This is a genomic window from Pseudomonas sp. EB271-G4-1 (genome assembly GCF_058791355.1).
Map to the genome: position 1 here is coordinate 24,121 of NZ_JBYTEO010000034.1, position 17,328 is coordinate 41,448.

The 17,328-nt window shown below is 60.1% G+C and carries 19 protein-coding genes; 14 read left to right on the top strand and 5 right to left on the bottom strand.

All coding sequences use genetic code 11. The features are described from left to right. Positions 1-48: 48 nt before the first annotated feature. Positions 49-738 carry a response regulator gene (locus AC3WWR_RS17895; protein ID WP_033042097.1) on the top strand — a complete coding sequence of 230 codons (690 nt, stop codon included), beginning with the start codon at positions 49-51 and terminating at the stop codon, positions 736-738. 117 nt (positions 739-855) lie between these two features. Here AC3WWR_RS17895 and AC3WWR_RS17900 read toward each other — a convergent pair whose 3' ends face one another. Then, positions 856-1,896: a patatin-like phospholipase family protein gene (locus AC3WWR_RS17900; protein WP_033042534.1), complete on the bottom strand. Its 1,041-nt coding sequence runs from the start codon at positions 1,894-1,896 to the stop codon at positions 856-858. Between the two features lie 218 nt (positions 1,897-2,114). Between AC3WWR_RS17900 and AC3WWR_RS17905 the strand changes: the two genes are divergently transcribed. The 3 genes from AC3WWR_RS17905 to AC3WWR_RS17915 all read left to right on the top strand — a co-directional run bounded on the left by AC3WWR_RS17905 (position 2,115) and on the right by AC3WWR_RS17915 (position 4,237). Continuing rightward, positions 2,115-2,393: a hypothetical protein gene (locus tag AC3WWR_RS17905; RefSeq protein ID WP_020796126.1), complete on the top strand. Its 279-nt coding sequence runs from the start codon at positions 2,115-2,117 to the stop codon at positions 2,391-2,393. A gap of 87 nt (positions 2,394-2,480) precedes the next feature. Then, complete coding sequence (locus AC3WWR_RS17910) at positions 2,481-3,239, top strand: CHAD domain-containing protein (RefSeq protein WP_033042533.1); 759 nt, start codon at positions 2,481-2,483, stop codon at positions 3,237-3,239. A 200-nt stretch (positions 3,240-3,439) separates the two neighbouring features. Continuing rightward, a complete protein-coding gene (locus AC3WWR_RS17915; RefSeq protein ID WP_020796124.1) occupies positions 3,440-4,237 on the top strand; it encodes an acyl-CoA thioesterase in 798 nt (265 codons plus the stop codon). Here AC3WWR_RS17915 and AC3WWR_RS17920 read toward each other — a convergent pair whose 3' ends face one another. Together AC3WWR_RS17920 and AC3WWR_RS17925 are read right to left on the bottom strand one after the other, a co-directional pair. After that, positions 4,238-4,603: an Mpo1-like protein gene (locus tag AC3WWR_RS17920; RefSeq protein WP_033043845.1), complete on the bottom strand. Its 366-nt coding sequence runs from the start codon at positions 4,601-4,603 to the stop codon at positions 4,238-4,240. 113 nt (positions 4,604-4,716) lie between these two features. Next, entirely contained in the window at positions 4,717-6,198 is a 1,482-nt protein-coding gene (locus tag AC3WWR_RS17925) for a methyl-accepting chemotaxis protein (protein ID WP_033043847.1), read from the bottom strand. Between the two features lie 178 nt (positions 6,199-6,376). On the opposite strand from AC3WWR_RS17925, the gene AC3WWR_RS17930 reads away from it, so the two are divergent. The 7 genes from AC3WWR_RS17930 (at position 6,377) to AC3WWR_RS17960 (ending at position 11,523) form a co-directional block, all read left to right on the top strand. Next, positions 6,377-6,907, top strand: coding sequence for a hypothetical protein (locus AC3WWR_RS17930; RefSeq protein WP_020796121.1), 531 nt, complete (start codon positions 6,377-6,379; stop codon positions 6,905-6,907). 82 nt (positions 6,908-6,989) lie between these two features. Next, on the top strand, positions 6,990-7,181 hold the full coding sequence (locus AC3WWR_RS17935) for a PLDc N-terminal domain-containing protein (protein ID WP_020796120.1): 192 nt from the start codon (positions 6,990-6,992) through the stop codon (positions 7,179-7,181). An 85-nt stretch (positions 7,182-7,266) separates the two neighbouring features. Beyond that, a complete protein-coding gene (locus tag AC3WWR_RS17940) occupies positions 7,267-7,500 on the top strand; it encodes a hypothetical protein (RefSeq protein WP_033043848.1) in 234 nt (77 codons plus the stop codon). Between the two features lie 198 nt (positions 7,501-7,698). Continuing rightward, on the top strand, positions 7,699-8,043 hold the full coding sequence (locus AC3WWR_RS17945) for a ribonuclease E inhibitor RraB (protein WP_020796118.1): 345 nt from the start codon (positions 7,699-7,701) through the stop codon (positions 8,041-8,043). 301 nt (positions 8,044-8,344) lie between these two features. After that, positions 8,345-9,754: a circularly permuted type 2 ATP-grasp protein gene (locus AC3WWR_RS17950; RefSeq protein WP_020796117.1), complete on the top strand. Its 1,410-nt coding sequence runs from the start codon at positions 8,345-8,347 to the stop codon at positions 9,752-9,754. Between the two features lie 12 nt (positions 9,755-9,766). Beyond that, entirely contained in the window at positions 9,767-10,717 is a 951-nt protein-coding gene (locus AC3WWR_RS17955; RefSeq protein WP_020796116.1) for an alpha-E domain-containing protein, read from the top strand. Next, positions 10,714-11,523 carry a transglutaminase family protein gene (locus tag AC3WWR_RS17960; RefSeq protein WP_020796115.1) on the top strand — a complete coding sequence of 270 codons (810 nt, stop codon included), beginning with the start codon at positions 10,714-10,716 and terminating at the stop codon, positions 11,521-11,523. The genes AC3WWR_RS17955 and AC3WWR_RS17960 overlap by 4 nt, the downstream gene beginning before the upstream one ends. 128 nt (positions 11,524-11,651) lie before the next feature. Here the strand turns inward: AC3WWR_RS17960 and AC3WWR_RS17965 are convergent, their stop codons facing one another. After that, positions 11,652-12,473: a c-type cytochrome gene (locus AC3WWR_RS17965; RefSeq protein WP_020796114.1), complete on the bottom strand. Its 822-nt coding sequence runs from the start codon at positions 12,471-12,473 to the stop codon at positions 11,652-11,654. Between the two features lie 75 nt (positions 12,474-12,548). Beyond that, on the bottom strand, positions 12,549-12,794 hold the full coding sequence (locus AC3WWR_RS17970) for a hypothetical protein (protein WP_162276359.1): 246 nt from the start codon (positions 12,792-12,794) through the stop codon (positions 12,549-12,551). A gap of 285 nt (positions 12,795-13,079) precedes the next feature. Here AC3WWR_RS17970 and AC3WWR_RS17975 point away from each other — a divergent pair, with 285 nt between their 5' ends. The 3 genes from AC3WWR_RS17975 (at position 13,080) to AC3WWR_RS17985 (ending at position 17,271) form a co-directional block, all read left to right on the top strand. Continuing rightward, on the top strand, positions 13,080-14,285 hold the full coding sequence (locus AC3WWR_RS17975; RefSeq protein ID WP_033045543.1) for an acetyl-CoA C-acetyltransferase: 1,206 nt from the start codon (positions 13,080-13,082) through the stop codon (positions 14,283-14,285). Between the two features lie 24 nt (positions 14,286-14,309). Further along, on the top strand, positions 14,310-16,454 hold the full coding sequence (locus tag AC3WWR_RS17980) for a 3-hydroxyacyl-CoA dehydrogenase NAD-binding domain-containing protein (protein WP_033045542.1): 2,145 nt from the start codon (positions 14,310-14,312) through the stop codon (positions 16,452-16,454). 94 nt (positions 16,455-16,548) lie between these two features. Continuing rightward, positions 16,549-17,271 carry an amidotransferase gene (locus AC3WWR_RS17985; protein ID WP_020796110.1) on the top strand — a complete coding sequence of 241 codons (723 nt, stop codon included), beginning with the start codon at positions 16,549-16,551 and terminating at the stop codon, positions 17,269-17,271. Positions 17,272-17,328: the final 57 nt, after the last annotated feature.

Here is a 17,328-nt window from a genome sequence, read left to right on the forward strand (position 1 = left end):
TCGTGCTTGCGTTACTCTCTTGCCACTACTTTGTGTTGATGTGAATCCATGAACCAGACCGCGACCATCCTGGTCATCGATGACGAACCGCAAATCCGTAAATTCCTGCGCATCAGCCTCGCTTCACAGGGCTACAAGGTGCTGGAGGCCGGTACCGGCACCGAAGGCCTGGCGCAAGCGGCGTTGAACAAACCGGACTTGCTGGTGCTCGACCTCGGCCTGCCGGACATGGACGGCCAGCAGGTACTGCGTGAGTTTCGCGAGTGGTCGACAGTGCCGGTGCTGGTGCTCTCGGTGCGTGCCGGTGAAGGGCAGAAAGTCGAGGCGCTGGATGGCGGTGCCAATGACTACGTGACCAAGCCCTTTGGCATCCAGGAATTCCTGGCGCGAATTCGAGCGCTATTGCGCCAGGTGCCGGTGGGCGAGGCCCAGCAAGCGGCACTGGCCTTCGGCCCGCTGACGGTGGACCTGGCCTATCGGCGGGTATCGCTCGATGGTAGCGAAGTCGCGCTGACCCGCAAGGAATACGCAGTGCTGGCGCAACTGGCACGGCATCCCGGACGAGTCATCACCCAGCAACAACTGCTCAAGGACATCTGGGGGCCGACCCATACTGAAGACACGCATTACTTGCGGATCGTGGTGGGGCACCTGCGCCAGAAACTGGCGGACGACCCGATGCAACCGCGGTTCATCGTGACCGAGGCGGGGGTGGGGTATCGGTTACTCGATTCATGATCGTTCCCACGCTCTGCGTGGGAACGCCGTCATGGACGCTCCGCGTCCGCTATTGAGTTCGTGACGCGGAGCGTCACAGGATGCATTCCCACGCAGAGCGTGGGAACGATCGTTGTTTCAGGAATCTCGCTCACTCTCATACCGATCCAGCGTATCGCGCGCAATCTCGCGTCCCAGCGCGATCAACTCCGGCGCCTTGTAGAACTCGAAAAACCGGCACACCCGCTTCGGCACGTTGATCAGGATGTCCGGCGGATACCCGGCAATCTTGTATTGCGCCAAGGAGGTCTGCATGACCTCGAAACTCTGGTTGATCAAATCCAGCAGGGACGCCGGCCCCACGTTGTCGATGATGAACGACCCGGTGGCGGACTTCGGCGCACCGTCCCGTTCAGGCGCGGCCGCGGGTTGCTGGGCTTCAGGTTCGGCCGACTCGACCCAGGGGTTGATCTCTGCCGCTTCGGCCATCAACGCTTCCTTCTCCAGCAGCAGCAATTGTTCGGCCTGCTTGCGCCGGAACGGCAACTTCGAGCCCAGGGAACTGATCAGGCTGTCAAAGCGGGTCTTGAAGGCAGCTGGGCGCTGGATCACCGGTAACTGGTAGTGACGCTGGTTGGTGGAGTTGAGGTTGACCGCGATGATCAGATCGCAATGGCTCGACACCACCGGCACGATCGGCAAGGGGTTGAGGATGCCGCCATCGACCAGCATGCGATTGCCCTGCATCACCGGGGTAAACAGACTGGGAATCGCCGCCGAGGCACGCATGGCCTGGTGCAGGCAGCCCTCCTGGAACCAGATTTCCTGCTGGTTGGTCAGGTCTGTGGCCACTGCGGTATAGGGGATGCGCAGGTCTTCGATATTGATTTCGCCAACGATCTTGCGGATTTGCCCGAAGACCTTTTCCCCGCGGATGGCCCCGAGGCGAAAACTGACGTCCACCAGGCGCAGTACGTCGAGGTAATCCAGGCTCTCGATCCAGTCCCGATAATCATCGAGTTTGCCAGCGGCGTAGATCCCGCCAACCACCGCGCCCATGGAGCAACCGGCGATACAGGCGATATCGTAGCCTCGCCGTTCAATTTCCTGGATGACGCCTATATGGGCATAGCCCCGGGCTCCACCCGAGCCCAACACCAGTGCGACACGCTTTTTCATTGATCGCCCTCGTTTGAATCGTTCAACAATGCACCCAACGAGGGGGGCGCTTCAATCGACAGGTCGTTCGGCCGCGTGAATGGGTCGTTTTTTCGACACTCCATGGCGGCGGATGGGTATTCTCTCCCCGTTGGGTTAACGTTGCCGACGGACGGCACTTTTTGTCCGCCAGACCGTCCTACCTGCATGACTGTTTACCTATTTTAGAGGTGTAAGAAATGAAAGCCTGGATCTGTGTGCCACTGATTGCCCTGGCGCTGGCCGGTTGTGCCGGCAAAACCGCTTATCGCGACAGCTGCGGCAGCCAGCTCGATGCCGCCTGGCGTGAGTTGGACCTGGCAAAGGCCGAAGGTTTCGCCGGAACCGTCAGCTACTCCAAGGCTTTATCGCTGTTGACCGCAGCCAAGACCCAGCAACAATTCGAAGGCTTCGAGGGATGCGCGAAGAAGGCCGAAAAGGCGCGTTTCTATATTCGTGAGTCGCGCGCGGGGAGATAGGCTGGAAAGCAGCTATAAGTTATAAGCTGCGAGTCACAAGTCGGTTCGCTTGCAGCTTGCAGCTTACAGCCGTTTACGGAGTAAACCATGATCGATAGGTTGGTGGCCCGGGTCTTAGGCTTGGAAATTCGTCTATTGGCCTGTCAGGCACGCTTGAGTGCCCACACCGATCCTGAGGCATTGCACGAGTTGCGTACCACGGTGCGCCGGTTGCGCAGCCTGCTGCGGCCGTTGCGCGGGTTGCCCGGAGTCGAGCAGCTGGAAGCGGCGGCGTCCGAAGTTGGCGACTTGACCACGCCATTGCGTGATCGTGAGGTGTTGGCTGCCTACTTGCTCGAAAACGATCAAGTGCAAGCCGCGCAGCGGCGCATGGTGCAAATGGCCAAGGCTTATCCTGCGGTGGCGACCAGTACGGAGTTTAAGCAGCTGCTGTTGATCCTCGATGCCTTTCCGCGATTCCTGCGCGCTGCCCAGCGCCAGGGTTTGGTCAAGGGGCTGGACAAGCGCATCGAAAAACGCCTGGGCAAACAGTGGAAGAAACTCGACACCGCCTTGCACGATCCGGCCCATGACCGCCATCGTTTGCGCTTGCTGATCAAGCGCGTACGTTATGGCATCGACGCTTACCCCGAACTGGATCGCCTGCCCAAGGCCGCCATGCCCCGACTGAAATCTGCCCAAGGGGCCTTGGGGGACTGGCACGACTGTGTGCAATGGCTGGCGATGGCCGAGCAGGAAGCGGATTTGCAGCCTTGTGTCGCCGTTTGGCAAGCCACCATGGCCAAGGCCGAACAGCGTGCCGACCGGGTGCTGGAAAAACTCAGCAAGGCCTGTTTCAAATCCTGAACCCACCACGACCCCTGTAGGAGCTGCCGCAGGCTGCGATCTTTTGATCTTTGTTTTTAAAATCAAAAGATCGCAGCCTGCGGCAGCTCCTACACAGGCGCAGGCGGCTTATCTGTCAGTCAATTTGACCGGAATAGGCACTGTACAGCCCCAGTGAGCTGGTTAAGATTCCTTCATCCGTTTCCTGCCTTGAGGTCTTCATGCGCTTTTGCGATTTGCTCGACGCTGTTCGCCGTCAACCACTGGAACTGTCGATCCCGCCCGGATGGGCGCAAGGCCGAGCCAGTTTCGGCGGCCTGGTGGCTGCCTTGCAGTACGAAGCCATGCGCGCCAAGGTGCCAGCGGACCGGCCGGTGCGCTCACTGGCAATCACCTTTGTCGGCCCGGTCGAACCCGACGTGCCGGTCAGTTTTGAAGTTGATGTATTGCGCGAGGGCAAGGCGGTCAGCCAGGTGTTGGGCCGCGCGATGCAGAGGGGGCAGGTCGTCACGCTGGTTCAGGGCAGCTTCGGCGCCTCGCGTCCATCGGAAGTGGCGGTGCAAGCGTTGCCGGCGCCAGAGATGAAGCATTGGGACGACTGTCAGGAACTGCCTTTCATCGAGGGCGTGCTCCCGCAATTCATGCAGCACCTGGCAATGCGCTGGAGTGTTGGCGGGTTGCCATTCAGCGGCAATACATCGCGTCAAATGGGCGGCTGGGTGCGCTTGCGGGGTGATGTGAAGGAGGAGTCGGTCACCGAAGCGCACATCCTGGCGCTGGTGGATGCCTGGCCACCGGCCCTGATGCCGTTTCTGAAGAAGCCGGCGATGGGCAGCACGCTGACCTGGACCATCGAATTCGTCCAGCCATTGCTGGCACTAAGCACCCTGGACTGGTGCAAATACCTGGTTGAAACCGAGCATGCCGCCGACGGCTACGGCCATGCCGCGGCGAAGCTGTGGGATGTGGAGGGGCGGTTGATTGCCATGAGCCGGCAGACGGTGACGGTGTTCGGCTGATCAATGACGACGGTGGCGCTCGCGCCAGGCGCGCCACCAGCCGCCGCTGAGGACGTATCGCGGGAAGGTCAGGAACTGCTCGACCAGCAAGCGTGAAACCGCATCTTTGCGATCACTGAATGGCTCGGAGGCTTGCGCCTCCAGGGCATGGCCGTGACGTTGCAGACCCAAGGCGGCAATCACACCGATGACGCCGATGGCGAAATTCGCCAGGTTCAGGCCGAATACCCCGCAGGCGATCAGCAGGAAGGCGACAATGAACAGTGGCACGGCAATCAGGTGCAACACCAGGTTGGTCGGGTGTTGGTGATTGTTCGGGTACGCACGCCATTGCCAGGCGGGAAGGTTGGGGTGACGTTTACCCATGATGCTTATCCTCGATCCTTGTTGAACTCATGAATCAAGGATAGGCCCGGTAGATGCGGGCGGCGAATCAAGCTTGGCTATCGAAGCGATAGGGGTCATGTCCACCCTCGATGTTATAGCTTGAGCTGCCCGATCGCCGTGCTCAACTCGCCGGCCAACACCGCCAGTTCATCACTGGTTGTAGCCGAGCTGACGGTCTGGCGCACCGTATTTTCGGTCACATCGCGGATGCTCACCACCGCCCGGTTCATCTCTTCGGCCACCTGGCTTTGTTGCTCGGCCGCCACGGCGATCTGGGTGTTGCTTTCGCGCATCTGCGCCACTGCCCCGGTAATCTGCGCCAACGCGGCCCCAGCCTCCTGGGCTTGCTGTACGCATTCATCGGCCTTGAATGAACTCTCCTGCATGAAGTCCACCGCATCGCGAGTACCTGATTGCAAGGCGGACACCATCACGGTGATTTCATCGGTGGAGGTTTGGACGCGCTTGGCCAGGTTGCGCACTTCATCGGCGACCACCGCAAACCCCCGGCCCATTTCGCCGGCCCGGGCCGCTTCGATTGCCGCGTTCAGCGCCAGCAGATTGGTCTGCTCGGCAATGCTGTGAATCACGTTGACCACACCGTTGATCTTCTGGCTGTCCTCGGCGAGGCGCTGGATCATCTCGGCGGTCTGCTGCACCCCGGTAGACAGTCCGGCAATCGATCGCTGCACCCGCATGACCACTTCCTGCCCGCTGCCGGCCAAGGTGTCGGCAGATTGCGAAAGGTCTCGGGTGGCACCGGCGTGCTGGGCGATGTGATAGACGGTGGCGGTCATTTCATTGATGGCCGTTGCCGCCTGATCGGTTTCGCTCTGCTGGCCAAGCATGCCATGACGCACTTCATTCATGTTCGATGCCAGGCGTGCGGCACCTTCGTCCAGTTGTCGGACGGTGCTGGCGACGGTGCTGACCACGCCTTGGTAACCGGCCTGCATGGCGTTGAAAGCGTTGGCCATCTGCCCGACTTCGTCGCTGCAAGTCAGCGGGACACGGGCCGACAAGTCGCCAGTTTTTTCAACGTGGAGCATTACGTCTTTCAGGGTATTGAGTTGACTGAGCAAAAAGCGAATCAACAACTGTGAGGCACCGAGCATTGCCAGCATCAGGATAAACACCGCCAGCGCATAATTGACAACACGCTCGCTGAACACCTGGCCCAGGCTTGGACCATGGGCAATCAAGGCGACCCGCTGGCCGTCCGTGCGGGTGAAGACTTCGGCGCCGATCGGCGGGTTGTCACCGAAATATGGCAGCGCGTCGAACTCGACCCAGCCGGTGGCATCGGCCAGTGCCTGCAGCGGCTGTCCATCCAGCCGCGGTGCCTGGCCGTGATCGAAGGTCAGCAGGTTCCCGGCCCTGGGCAACGGCTGCCCGGCAGGCCAGGCTTCGAGCAATCGCGCCTGGGCCAGGGCCGATTCCTGGGCGGCATGGCTGCGGGCTTGTTGTTCGAGTTGCACGGCATAAAACACCAGCAGTAGCGTGGTGACGAAAGCGACGGCGTTCACCGCCCAGAATTTGTACTTCAGCGAGATGTTGCTAAGCCAGGCACCCATGGAGGTCTTCTCTGATAGCGGAAACAGTTTTGGCAAGGTGCCATTATTGTGCCGCTATTGTTGGGCTGAACGCTTGATGCAGGTCAAGATTGCGAGGCTTGCTTGCAAGACGCCATCGCAGGGCGTAATGCGCTATCCTGCGCGCCCTGAAAATTTACCAGCTACAGGATCCGCCCCCATGAAAGCCGCCCTCATCGAACTCATCAGCAACATCAGCTCCGGGTGCATGGCCGATGACGAAATCGAGAAAGTCGCTGATGAAGCGGCCCAGGCTTACGCTGATCCAGCGGCTTTCCTGAGCGCCAACCCGGACATCAACTACGACGACAGCTTCCCGATCCCGCTGGGTGAGTGGGTCGTGGTTGGCAGCTTGCCCGATACCGTGCTGTTTCAGGCCGACACCTATGTGGACCTGTTTGCCCAGATCGTCGCCTCGTTCGGCCCGGGGGTTGAGTTCAATCTCAAGCCCAAGCAGTTGGCCAGGACCGAAGCCCTGACCGCACTGAATCGCATCCAGGTGCAGATGAGCAGCCTGAACAAGGAAAACGGTGGCTACACGCTGATGAACTTCAGCCAACTGCTGGACGATGAACTGCAAGTGGTGCTGGTCTATGGCAATGCCGTGCCTCGGGTGCTCGAACTGTGCGCGCAAGTCGGCATCGCCGCTGCGCCATCGCTGGAAGCCTTGAAAGTGGCGATCCACGTCTGAACCGCTAAAGCTGTCAAAAAAAGGGAACCCTGTTCACGGCGGGCTATCCTAAGAGGGCATATCACTCTTCAGGAGCGTCATCATGGGTTCCACGTTCAATAGCCTGGTTGGCTTGATCATTCTTGCCCTGGATATCTGGGCAATCATCAACGTGCTGAAAAGTGGCGCCGAGACCGGAATGAAAATCTTCTGGGTGCTGTTGATCCTGTTGCTGCCGGTCCTGGGCCTGATCATCTGGGCCATTGCGGGCCCACGAGGAAATGTGCGCATCTGAAGCGAAACACTCGCCGGAACATTGCCCGGCGCCCGAGGTCGAGATAGGTGTAAGCCCATCCATGGGTTTTATCGAGGAGGCACCGATGCAAAGGTGGAAAGTCACTTTCGTGGATGATCATGGTGAAGTAATCGATGAAGAATTCGAGTGCGAGGAGTGCCCGAGTCACGAAGAGGCCGCCAAACTCATCAAGGCGCGATTGCTTCCCGTGGCCGCCGAACTGGATCTGAACGACTATGAGGGCCGCACCCCGGATGCAGGCGTCAAAAGCCTGAAGGCCCAGAACAGTATTGAAATTCGCAGCATCACCCCCGTCTGAACCTCTTCTCGTTATCGACTACAGCAGAACCAGGCCTTGGCAGCGGCTCTATCTTGGGGCTACTCTGCAAGCGAGATCAGCGAATGGATCGCTAAGGTCTGGTCTTGTCAGCTCCATGCTTGTTTCCCGTCGCGCGCACCCTTGGGTTCGCACAAGGGAGTACGGAAAGTCTATCCATCAGTTTGAGGAGGACGTTTCATGAGCACAGCCTATCAAGAAGACATCAGCAGCAGTGTGTTGCGCCGCATGAAAGAAGGCGGTTTTGATTTTTCCCGGTTCCATCCCATCGAGTTCTACGCCATTTTCCCGGACGAGGAGCGGGCACGCAGGGCGGCAGGTCATTTTCACCGTGGTGAATCCCTGGATGCGCAAATCAGTGTGCGCGACGATGGCGCCTGGGCTTTGGAGTTGTGCAAGGTCATGTATGCGACCTACGACGACATTGGCGATTTCGAACAGGGTTTCGAGGCAGTGGTCGAGCCTCTGGGCGGCATCATCGAAGGCTGGGGTGTGAAACAGGAGGTACGAGGGCGACTCGCATAAACCTATGAACAGTTACAACCAGCAATGACGGCTAACCTTCGGGTTGGCCGTTTTCGTTTTTGTCGATGGCAATCGAACAAGGCCGACCCGTTCGCCGGCAAGCCGGCGCCTACGGTCTATGCTGGTGATGGGCGACGACAACGCCTTGCAATGAAGCGGGGGCCGTCAGGTGGGGGCATTTGCCGCACAGGATTGGTGCGGCGCTCGCGTGGTGATTATCCAACCGATTGAAATCAAAGCGTTTCTGCCGATGGCACGGGCCTTGCGAAGGCCTGTATGTCCGGGTGACAAGGAGTACGGCATGATCCGCACCTATTTTGATGAGATGTACGACGCTGGCGGCCAGGTCCGCCCGCATTATCGGGAGTTTGCCCGTTGGCTGGCCGAGACGCCTGACGAGCTTCTGGCACAACGGCGACGCGAGGCCGATCTGCTGTTTCATCGCGCCGGGATTACCTTCACGCTCTACGGTGATGAGCAGGGCACAGAGCGCCTGATTCCCTTCGACACCATCCCGCGCAGTATCCCCGCCAGTGAATGGCGCGTGGTCGAGCGCGGCTGTATCCAGCGGGTCAAGGCGTTGAACATGTTTCTCGCCGACCTTTACCACGAGCAGCGCATCATCAAGGCCGGGATCATTCCGGCCGAGCAGGTGCTGGCCAACGAGCAGTACCAGTTGGCGATGCAAGGCCTGGACCTGCATCGGGATATCTATTCGCACATTTCCGGCGTCGACCTGGTGCGCGACGGCGACGGCACGTACTACGTGCTCGAAGACAATCTTCGTACACCGAGCGGCGTCAGCTACATGCTCGAAGACCGCAAGATGATGATGCGCCTGTTCCCCGAGTTGTTTGCGGCCCAGCGCATTGCCCCCATCGACCATTACCCGAACCTGTTGCTCGACACCCTGAAAAGCTCAAGCCCGATCGAAAATCCGAGTGTCGTGGTGCTGACGCCGGGGCGCTTCAACAGCGCCTTCTTCGAGCATGCATTCCTGGCGCGAGAAATGGGCGTGGAGCTGGTGGAGGGTGCGGACCTGTTCGTGCGTGACGACAAGGTGTTCATGCGCACCACCGACGGGCCGAAAGCCGTCGATGTGATTTACCGCCGTCTCGACGATGCGTTCCTTGACCCGCTGGCGTTCAATCCCGACTCGATGCTGGGCGTGCCCGGCCTGCTGTCGTCCTATCGTTCGGGCAATGTCGTGTTGGCGAACGCCATCGGAACCGGGGTGGCAGACGACAAATCGGTGTATCCATTCGTCACCGACATGATCCGTTTCTACCTGGACGAAGAACCGATCCTGAAAAACGTACCCACGTGGCAGTGTCGCAATCCTTCTGAGCTGTCCCACGTCCTGGCCAACCTTCCGGAGCTCGTGGTCAAGGAAACCCAGGGCTCCGGCGGCTACGGAATGCTGGTGGGGCCCGCGGCGAGCGCAGCGGAAATCGAAGCCTTCCGCGCGCGCATCATCGCCAAGCCCCATGCCTACATCGCACAGCCGACACTGTCGCTGTCGACCTGTCCGACCTTTGTCGAAAGCGGCATCGCGCCACGCCATATCGACCTGCGTCCGTTTGTACTGTCTGGCCGCGAAACCCGGGTCGTGCCCGGCGGCTTGACCCGTGTCGCCCTGCGCGAAGGCTCCCTGGTGGTGAATTCCTCCCAGGGCGGCGGAACCAAGGACACCTGGGTGGTTGAGGATTGAAGGAAGCCTGACATGTTAAGTAGAACTGCCTCGGATTTGTATTGGATGTCGCGTTACCTGGAGCGGGCGGAAAACCTCGCGCGGATGCTCGACATCAGTTATTCGCTGTCGCTGATGCCCCAGGATGGCCGTGGGAACGGCCTGCACGAGTTGGCCATGCCGTTGCTGATTACCGGCACGCTGGATGATTATCTCGAACGCCACGGCGAGCTGCATGCCGAAAGGTTGTTGCATTTCTTTGCCCTGGACGCGGCCAACCCGGCCAGCATCTACAGTTGCCTCGGGGCCGCACGGGCCAGTGCCCACGCGGTACGTGGCCGCATCACCGCCGACATGTGGGAAAACATCAACGCCACTTGGCTGGAGATTCGCGGCATCGCCGAACAGGGCCTGGGCCGCTACGGCATGAGCCGTTTCTGCGAGTGGATCAAGGAACGTTCCCATCTGTTCCGTGGTGCGTCCTACGGCACCATCATGCGCAACGACGCGTTCCGTTTCATTCGCCTGGGGACATTCATCGAAAGGGCCGACAACACACTGCGCCTGCTCGATGCGCGCTACGAAATGGCCGGTGATCAGGCCGAAGCGGTCAGCGACGGCACGGCCCACGCCTATTACCAATGGAGTGCGTTGTTGCGGGCCCTGTCGTCTTTCGAGGCGTACACCGAGATCTACCGTGACGCCCCCGGCGCCCGGCATGTGGCCGAGTTGCTGCTGCTGCGGGCCGATGTTCCACGCTCTTTGCGCGCCTGCACCGAAGAAATCGATCTGATCCTGGCGCAACTGCCAGGGGCCAATGGCCGCCCGGCACAGCGCTTGGCTGCGGAGATGGACGCACGATTGCGCTATACCGGCATCAACGAAATCCTCGACGAAGGCCTGCATGCCTGGCTGACCGAGTTCATCCCGCTGGTGCGCCAGTTGGGTAATGCCATTCACAGTTCCTACCTGGAGGCTGCATGAGACTTTCCATAAGCCACGAGACCACCTATCACTACGAGGATCAGGTGCGGGCGAGCATCCAGTACCTGCGGCTGACGCCTCACGACAGCGAGCGCCAACACGTGCTCAGTTGGCAGCTCGATCTGCCGCGGCCGGTGCGCGCGCAACTGGATCCGTTCGGCAACATCCTGCACGTACTGACCATGGACGAACCCCACGCGGCCATCATCATCGGTGCCCGTGGCCAGGTCGACATCGACGAGTTGCGCGAAGCCGAGCACGAGAGCCAGTCGGCATTGCCGTTCTTGCGTTTCACCCGGCTGACCGAGGCCGACCAGGCGCTACGCGCGTTCGCCGACAAGGCGTGCAAGCAGCGCCGCGACCGAACGGCGCTGATCGACTTGATGCATGGCTTGAACCAGCACATGACCTACACGCCGGGCGCCACCGAAGTGGACACCAGCGCCGCCCAGGCTTTCGCCGGGCGTTCGGGTGTGTGCCAGGACCATACCCACGCGTTCCTCGCCTGCGCCCGCAGCCTGGGCGTGCCGGCGCGTTATGTGTCGGGTTACCTGTACAGCGAAAACAGCGAACACCTGGCCAGCCATGCCTGGGCCGAAGCCTGGCTCGATGACGCCTGGTACAGCTTCGATGTGACCAATGAACTGGCCCGTCCTGAACGCCATTTGAAGCTCGCGGTAGGGCTCGATTACCTGGACGCCTGCCCGGTACGTGGCATGCGCCGCGGTGGTGGGTGTGAGCAGATGCATGCAAAAGTGTTCGTATCGCCGACGCCTGTGCCGGTGATTTCCGTACAACAGCAGTAATCAGCAACCGCTCATCCTGTAGGAGCGAGCATGCTCGCGAAGAACGCGAGATCACCGCGGGGTGTCAGGTTTCCAGCGTTATCGTTGACGACCATCGCGAGCAGGCTCGCTCCTACAGGGGGATGTGGTCAGGGCCTGACCTTGCGCCCGGCCATGTGCTGCAAATACCCCACCAACATCTGCAGATCCCCATCCGGCAACACCTCGGCCGAGAACCCCGGCATTTTCGCCTGCGGCCACTGGCGCAAACTCTGCGGGTCGCGGATATAGCGCTGGAGGAAATCCGCGCCGAAGTACTCGGTCGGGTTGTACGGGATATTCAGGTCCGGGCCGAACTGCGAATCACCGGCACCGTTGAGTCGATGGCACGCCAGGCAGTTTTTCTGAAACAGCGCAAAGCCCTTGTTCACCGGATCGTCGGCCTTCAACGCAGGATCAGGCAGCAGGGCAGGGAAACGCGCGGCCACCGGTGCCATGCGCTTGATGCTGGCGACTTCGAACGGCCATTGTTCCGGGCTGATGTTGCCTGCACGCGGATCGGTCCAGACCAGGTAAAACGGCCCGGCGCTGTGTTTGCCTTCTGCCAGCGGCGGCCACGGCTGGGCCGGATCTTCGATCGCCAGCCAGGCACGCGCGCCTTGGGTATTGAGCAGCGGCGCCGCCGACAACTCGGCCGCAAAGCCGTCCAGCGCCACGGCTTGCAGGTGATCGTCAGGCTTGATGTCGGTCAATAGCGCAGCGAGCGGCACGGCGCGATAAGTCATGTCACGCTTGTAGGACACATCATTGCTGATACTGATGGTCTGGATCTGAGGATGCTTGAGCAACTCCTCGGATTGCCACGTGCGACTGTTCGCGCCCAGCTCAAGGTTCAGCTGTGCGGCATGAAGAGGCGTGCTGAGTAGCAGGGCCCCGAACACAATAAGCGTTTTCAAATGATCGCCATCCATGTCGTGCAAGTGCCGCAGAGGTTGGCACAGCCATACTGGCACGGGAAGCGAGCCAGACACATTTTTACATGGCGATTAAAGACCTGCCGCCGTCTTTTCAAGATCGACTAACCGATCACCTTGGTCAGGTTTGGCAAAATCAACAATAGAGTGGTGGCGAAAAGAATGAGCCCGGCTTGACGAACTTTCGATTGTTTGAACATGGCTGACCGCCTTTTTTTTGTTATTTCCTGATGCCTGCCTGCCCATCTCCATGACGGCAAACGTTGCACTTCCTGTAGCACGAGCGTCTCGGCAAAACCCGACGACAACTTCGTACACCTTCACCTTAGAGCCCGCGTCACACTTGGTTTAGATCCATTTAGTATGGTGTTGTCACGGAATGCTATTAAAAAGGCATGAGGCCAATTGCCAGCTTCTTGAGCGGCCTTTTGCTAGACACCTGCGTGTGCTGAACCCCTTCACCGGGGGCGGGATGACCGTCCGTCTGAGCGTGTGGGTCAACGTTGATGAACGTTGCGGTCATTGAATGGCCGGCAGCTCGGAATAAGGTGGAGGCTCTCTGGAAGATCAGAAGATTGCAGCCCCATCAGGTTCGAGGACGCCATGACCCAAGCTTTGATTTTCGACGCGTTACGTACGCCCCGTGGCAAAGGCAAGCCCAGTGGCGCCTTGCACAGTGTCAAGCCGGTGAGCCTGGTGGCCGGCTTGCTCACGGCGCTGCAACAGCGAACCGACCTTGATACCAGCCAGGTCGACGACGTGGTACTCGGATGCGTGACGCCCATCGGCGACCAGGGCTCTGACATCGCCAAGACCGCGGTCCAGGTGGCGGAATGGGACGTCAGCGTGGCGGGCGTGCAGATCAACCGTTTCTGCGCCTCCGGGCTGGAGGCAGTGAACCTGGGGGCGATGAAAGTCCGTTCCGGTTTCGAAGACCTGGTGGTGGTCGGCGGCGTCGAGTCGATGTCACGCATCCCCATGGGCAGCGACGGCGGGGCGTGGGCGCTGGACCCGCAAACCAACCTGCACGGCCATTTCATTCCACAGGGCGTGAGCGCCGACCTGATCGCCACGCTTGAAGGTTTCAGCCGGCAGGACGTCGATGCCTACGCCTTGCACTCGCAACAAAAAGCCGCAAGGGCGAGGGCTGACGGGGCGTTCAAAAACTCATTGGTGCCGGTGCAGGACCAGAACGGCATCATCCTGCTCGATCATGACGAGTTCATCCGCGCCGAATCGACCCTGGAAGGCCTTGGCAAACTCAAGCCGAGTTTCGAAATGATCGGGCAAATGGGGTTCGACGCCACTGCGCTGCGGGTTTTCAGCCAGGTGGAGCGGATCGATCATGTACACACCCCCGGCAACAGTTCCGGGATCGTCGACGGCGCAGCGTTGATGTTGATCGGCTCCGAAGCCATGGGCCAGGTCCTGGGCTTGCAGCCACGGGCGCGGATCGTCGCCACCGCAGTCACCAGCACCGATCCGACCCTGATGCTCACAGGTCCTGCGCCGGCCACCCGCAAGGCGTTGGCCAAGGCCGGGTTGCGGGTCGAAGACATTGATCTGTTCGAGGTCAACGAGGCGTTTGCCTCGGTGGTGTTGAAGTTCATCAGGGACATGGCCGTCGACCCGGAAAAAGTCAATGTCAACGGCGGCTCCATTGCCATGGGCCACCCGTTGGGCGCCACAGGCTGCGCCATTCTCGGCACGCTGCTCGATGAACTGGAAAGCCGGAGCCTGCGCTATGGCCTGGCGACTTTGTGTGTCGGCGGCGGCATGGGCATTGCCACCATCATCGAACGCCTCTGAGCCCCGATTGCAAGGAACCTGTATATGAGCCAAGCCATTCGCTACGAAAAAGGCCAGGACCGGATCGTCGTCCTGACCATCGACCTGCCGGGCCAGAGCGCCAACACCATGAATGCGCTTTACCGCGAAGCCATGGCCGACTGTGTCGCCCGCCTGCAGGCCGAAAAAAACAGCATCGCGGGTGTGATCATCACCTCGGCCAAGAAAACCTTCTTTGCCGGCGGCGATCTCAATGAGCTGATCAAGGTCGACAGGCCCCAGGCCACGGCTTTTTACAACAGGGTGCTGAGCCTCAAGAGCCAACTGCGCACCCTGGAAACCCTTGGTAAACCCGTGGTCGCCGCAATCAATGGCGCGGCGTTGGGTGGAGGCTGGGAAATCTGCCTGGCTTGCCATCACCGCATAGCGCTGGACGATCCTTCCCTGCAACTCGGCCTGCCGGAAGTGACCCTCGGTTTGCTGCCGGGGGGTGGCGGCGTGGTACGCATGGTGCGAATGCTGGGCATTGAAAAAGCCCTGCCGTACCTGCTCGAAGGCAAGAAATTAGCCCCGCAGAAGGCCTTGCAAGCGGGTTTGATCGATGACCTGGCGAGCGATCGCGAGGCGCTGCTGAACAAGGCACGCACTTGGATCAAGGCCAATCCGACGGCGGTCCAGCGCTGGGACGTGAAGGGCTTTCAGATTCCAGGTGGCACGCCGTCGAACCCGAAAGTCGCCCAGATGCTGGCGATTGCACCGTCTATCCTGCGCAGTAAAACCCAGGGTACGTTGCCCGCGCCGGAGAAAATCCTGTGTGCGGCGGTGGAGGGTGCCCAGGTGGATTTCGACACGGCGCAGCTGATTGAAACCCGCTACTTCACAGAGCTGGTCACCGGCCAGGTCGCGAAAAACCTGATTGGCACCTTCTGGTTCCAGCTCAACCAGATCAATGCCGGTGGTTCGCGTCCTGAAGGTTTCGTGCCTTATGTGACGAAAAAAGTCGGCGTGCTCGGCGCCGGGATGATGGGGGCGGGTATCGCTTTTGTCAGCGCGTCGGCCGGTGTCGACGTGGTGCTCAAGGACGTCAACCTGGCAGCGGCCGATAGGGGCAAGGCGCATTCAGCTGCGTTGCTGGACAAGAAAGTGGCGCGCCGGCAGATCAGCGTCGAGCACCGTCAAGCCGTGCTGGCGCGCATCCATACCACTGACAACGATGCCGATCTGGCGGGTTGCGACTTGATCATCGAAGCGGTATTCGAGGACCGTGAGCTGAAGGCCAAAGTCTCCTCGGCCGCGCAAAAAGTGGTGGGCGCCGATGCACTGATCGCCTCCAACACCTCGACCCTGCCGATCAGTGGCCTCGCCACCGCGGTGGCGGACCCGAGCAAGTTCATTGGTCTGCATTTCTTCAGCCCCGTGGAAAAAATGCCATTGGTGGAAATCATCAAGGGCGCCCGCACCAGCGACGAAACCCTGGCCCGCGGGTTCGATTTCGTCCTGCAAATCCGCAAAACCCCTATCGTCGTCAACGACAGTCGGGGTTTCTTCACCTCTCGGGTGTTCGGCACGTTCACCAATGAAGGCATTGCCATGCTGGGTGAAGGCGTCTGCGCGGCGATGATCGAGACCGAGGCGCGCAAGGCTGGCATGCCAGTCGGACCTCTGGCGATCTCCGACGAAGTTTCCCTCAGCCTCATGAGCCATATCCGCCAGCAATCCGCCAAGGACTTGCAGGCAGAGGGCAAGGCGCTGGTCGAGCACCCGGCGTACGGCGTGATCGACTTGCTGCTCAGCGAGTACAAGCGTGCAGGCAAGGCCGCCGGGGGTGGGTTCTATGAATACCCGGCGGGCGGGCAAAAACAATTATGGCCAGAACTGAAAACCCGCTTTGAAAAGGCTGACGGGCAGATTTCGCCCAAGGATGTGCGCGATCGCCTGCTGTTTGTACAAGCCATCGAAACCGTGCGCTGTGTGGAGGAGGGTGTGCTGACGTCGACGGCGGATGCCAACATCGGCTCGATCTTCGGCATCGGCTTCGCTGCCTGGACCGGCGGTGCACTGCAGTTCATCAATCAGTACGGGGTCAAGGACTTCGTCGCCCGCGCCCAGTACCTGGCCGGGCAATACGGCGAGCGCTTTGCACCGCCGGCCCTGCTGCTGGAAAAAGCCGCCAAGGGCGAGGCGTTTTAGGGATCGGTGACACACTGCGGGGCTTGCCTTGTCACGGTGTTTCAAGGCAGGCTCTGGGGTGTGCATTATTCCCATCACGTGTCAGGTATTTTTTATGTCGTTACGCATCTGCATTCTGGAAACCGACAACCTGCGTCCGGAATTGGTCGACCAATATCAGGGCTACGGGCAGATGTTCAAACACCTGTTTTCGCAGCAACCCATCGCCGCTGAATTCACGATCTATAACGTGGTACAGGGTGAATATCCCAGCGATGACCAGACCTTCGATGCCTACCTGGTCACCGGCAGCAAAGCTGACTCCTTTGGCACCGATCCGTGGATCCAGACCCTCAAGGAGTACCTGCTGACCCGCTATGAGCGTGGCGACAAACTGTTGGGCGTGTGCTTCGGCCATCAGTTGCTGGCGCTGTTGCTGGGCGGCAAAAGCGAACGTGCAACGCAAGGCTGGGGCGTTGGCACGCATAAATACAAACTCGCTGCCAAGGCGCCTTGGATGAACCCGGTGAGGGAAGAGCTGACCCTGTTGATCAGCCACCAGGATCAGGTCACCTCGCTACCGGAAAACGCTACGGTGATCGCCTCCAGCGATTTCTGCCCGTTTGCCGCCTACCACATCAACGACCAGGTGCTGTGCTTCCAGGGACATCCGGAATTCATCCACGACTATTCCCGGGCCTTGCTGGAAATTCGCCAGCAGGCGCTGGGGGAGCAGGTGTATTCCAAAGGAATCGCGAGCCTGGAAAGTGAACACCACGGCACCACGGTCGCCGAGTGGATGATGCGGTTTGTGGCGCACAAGCCAGAAACCGTTTAACACCGATCTCTTGTAGGAGCTGCCGAAGGCTGCGATCTTTTGATCTTGCATTATAAA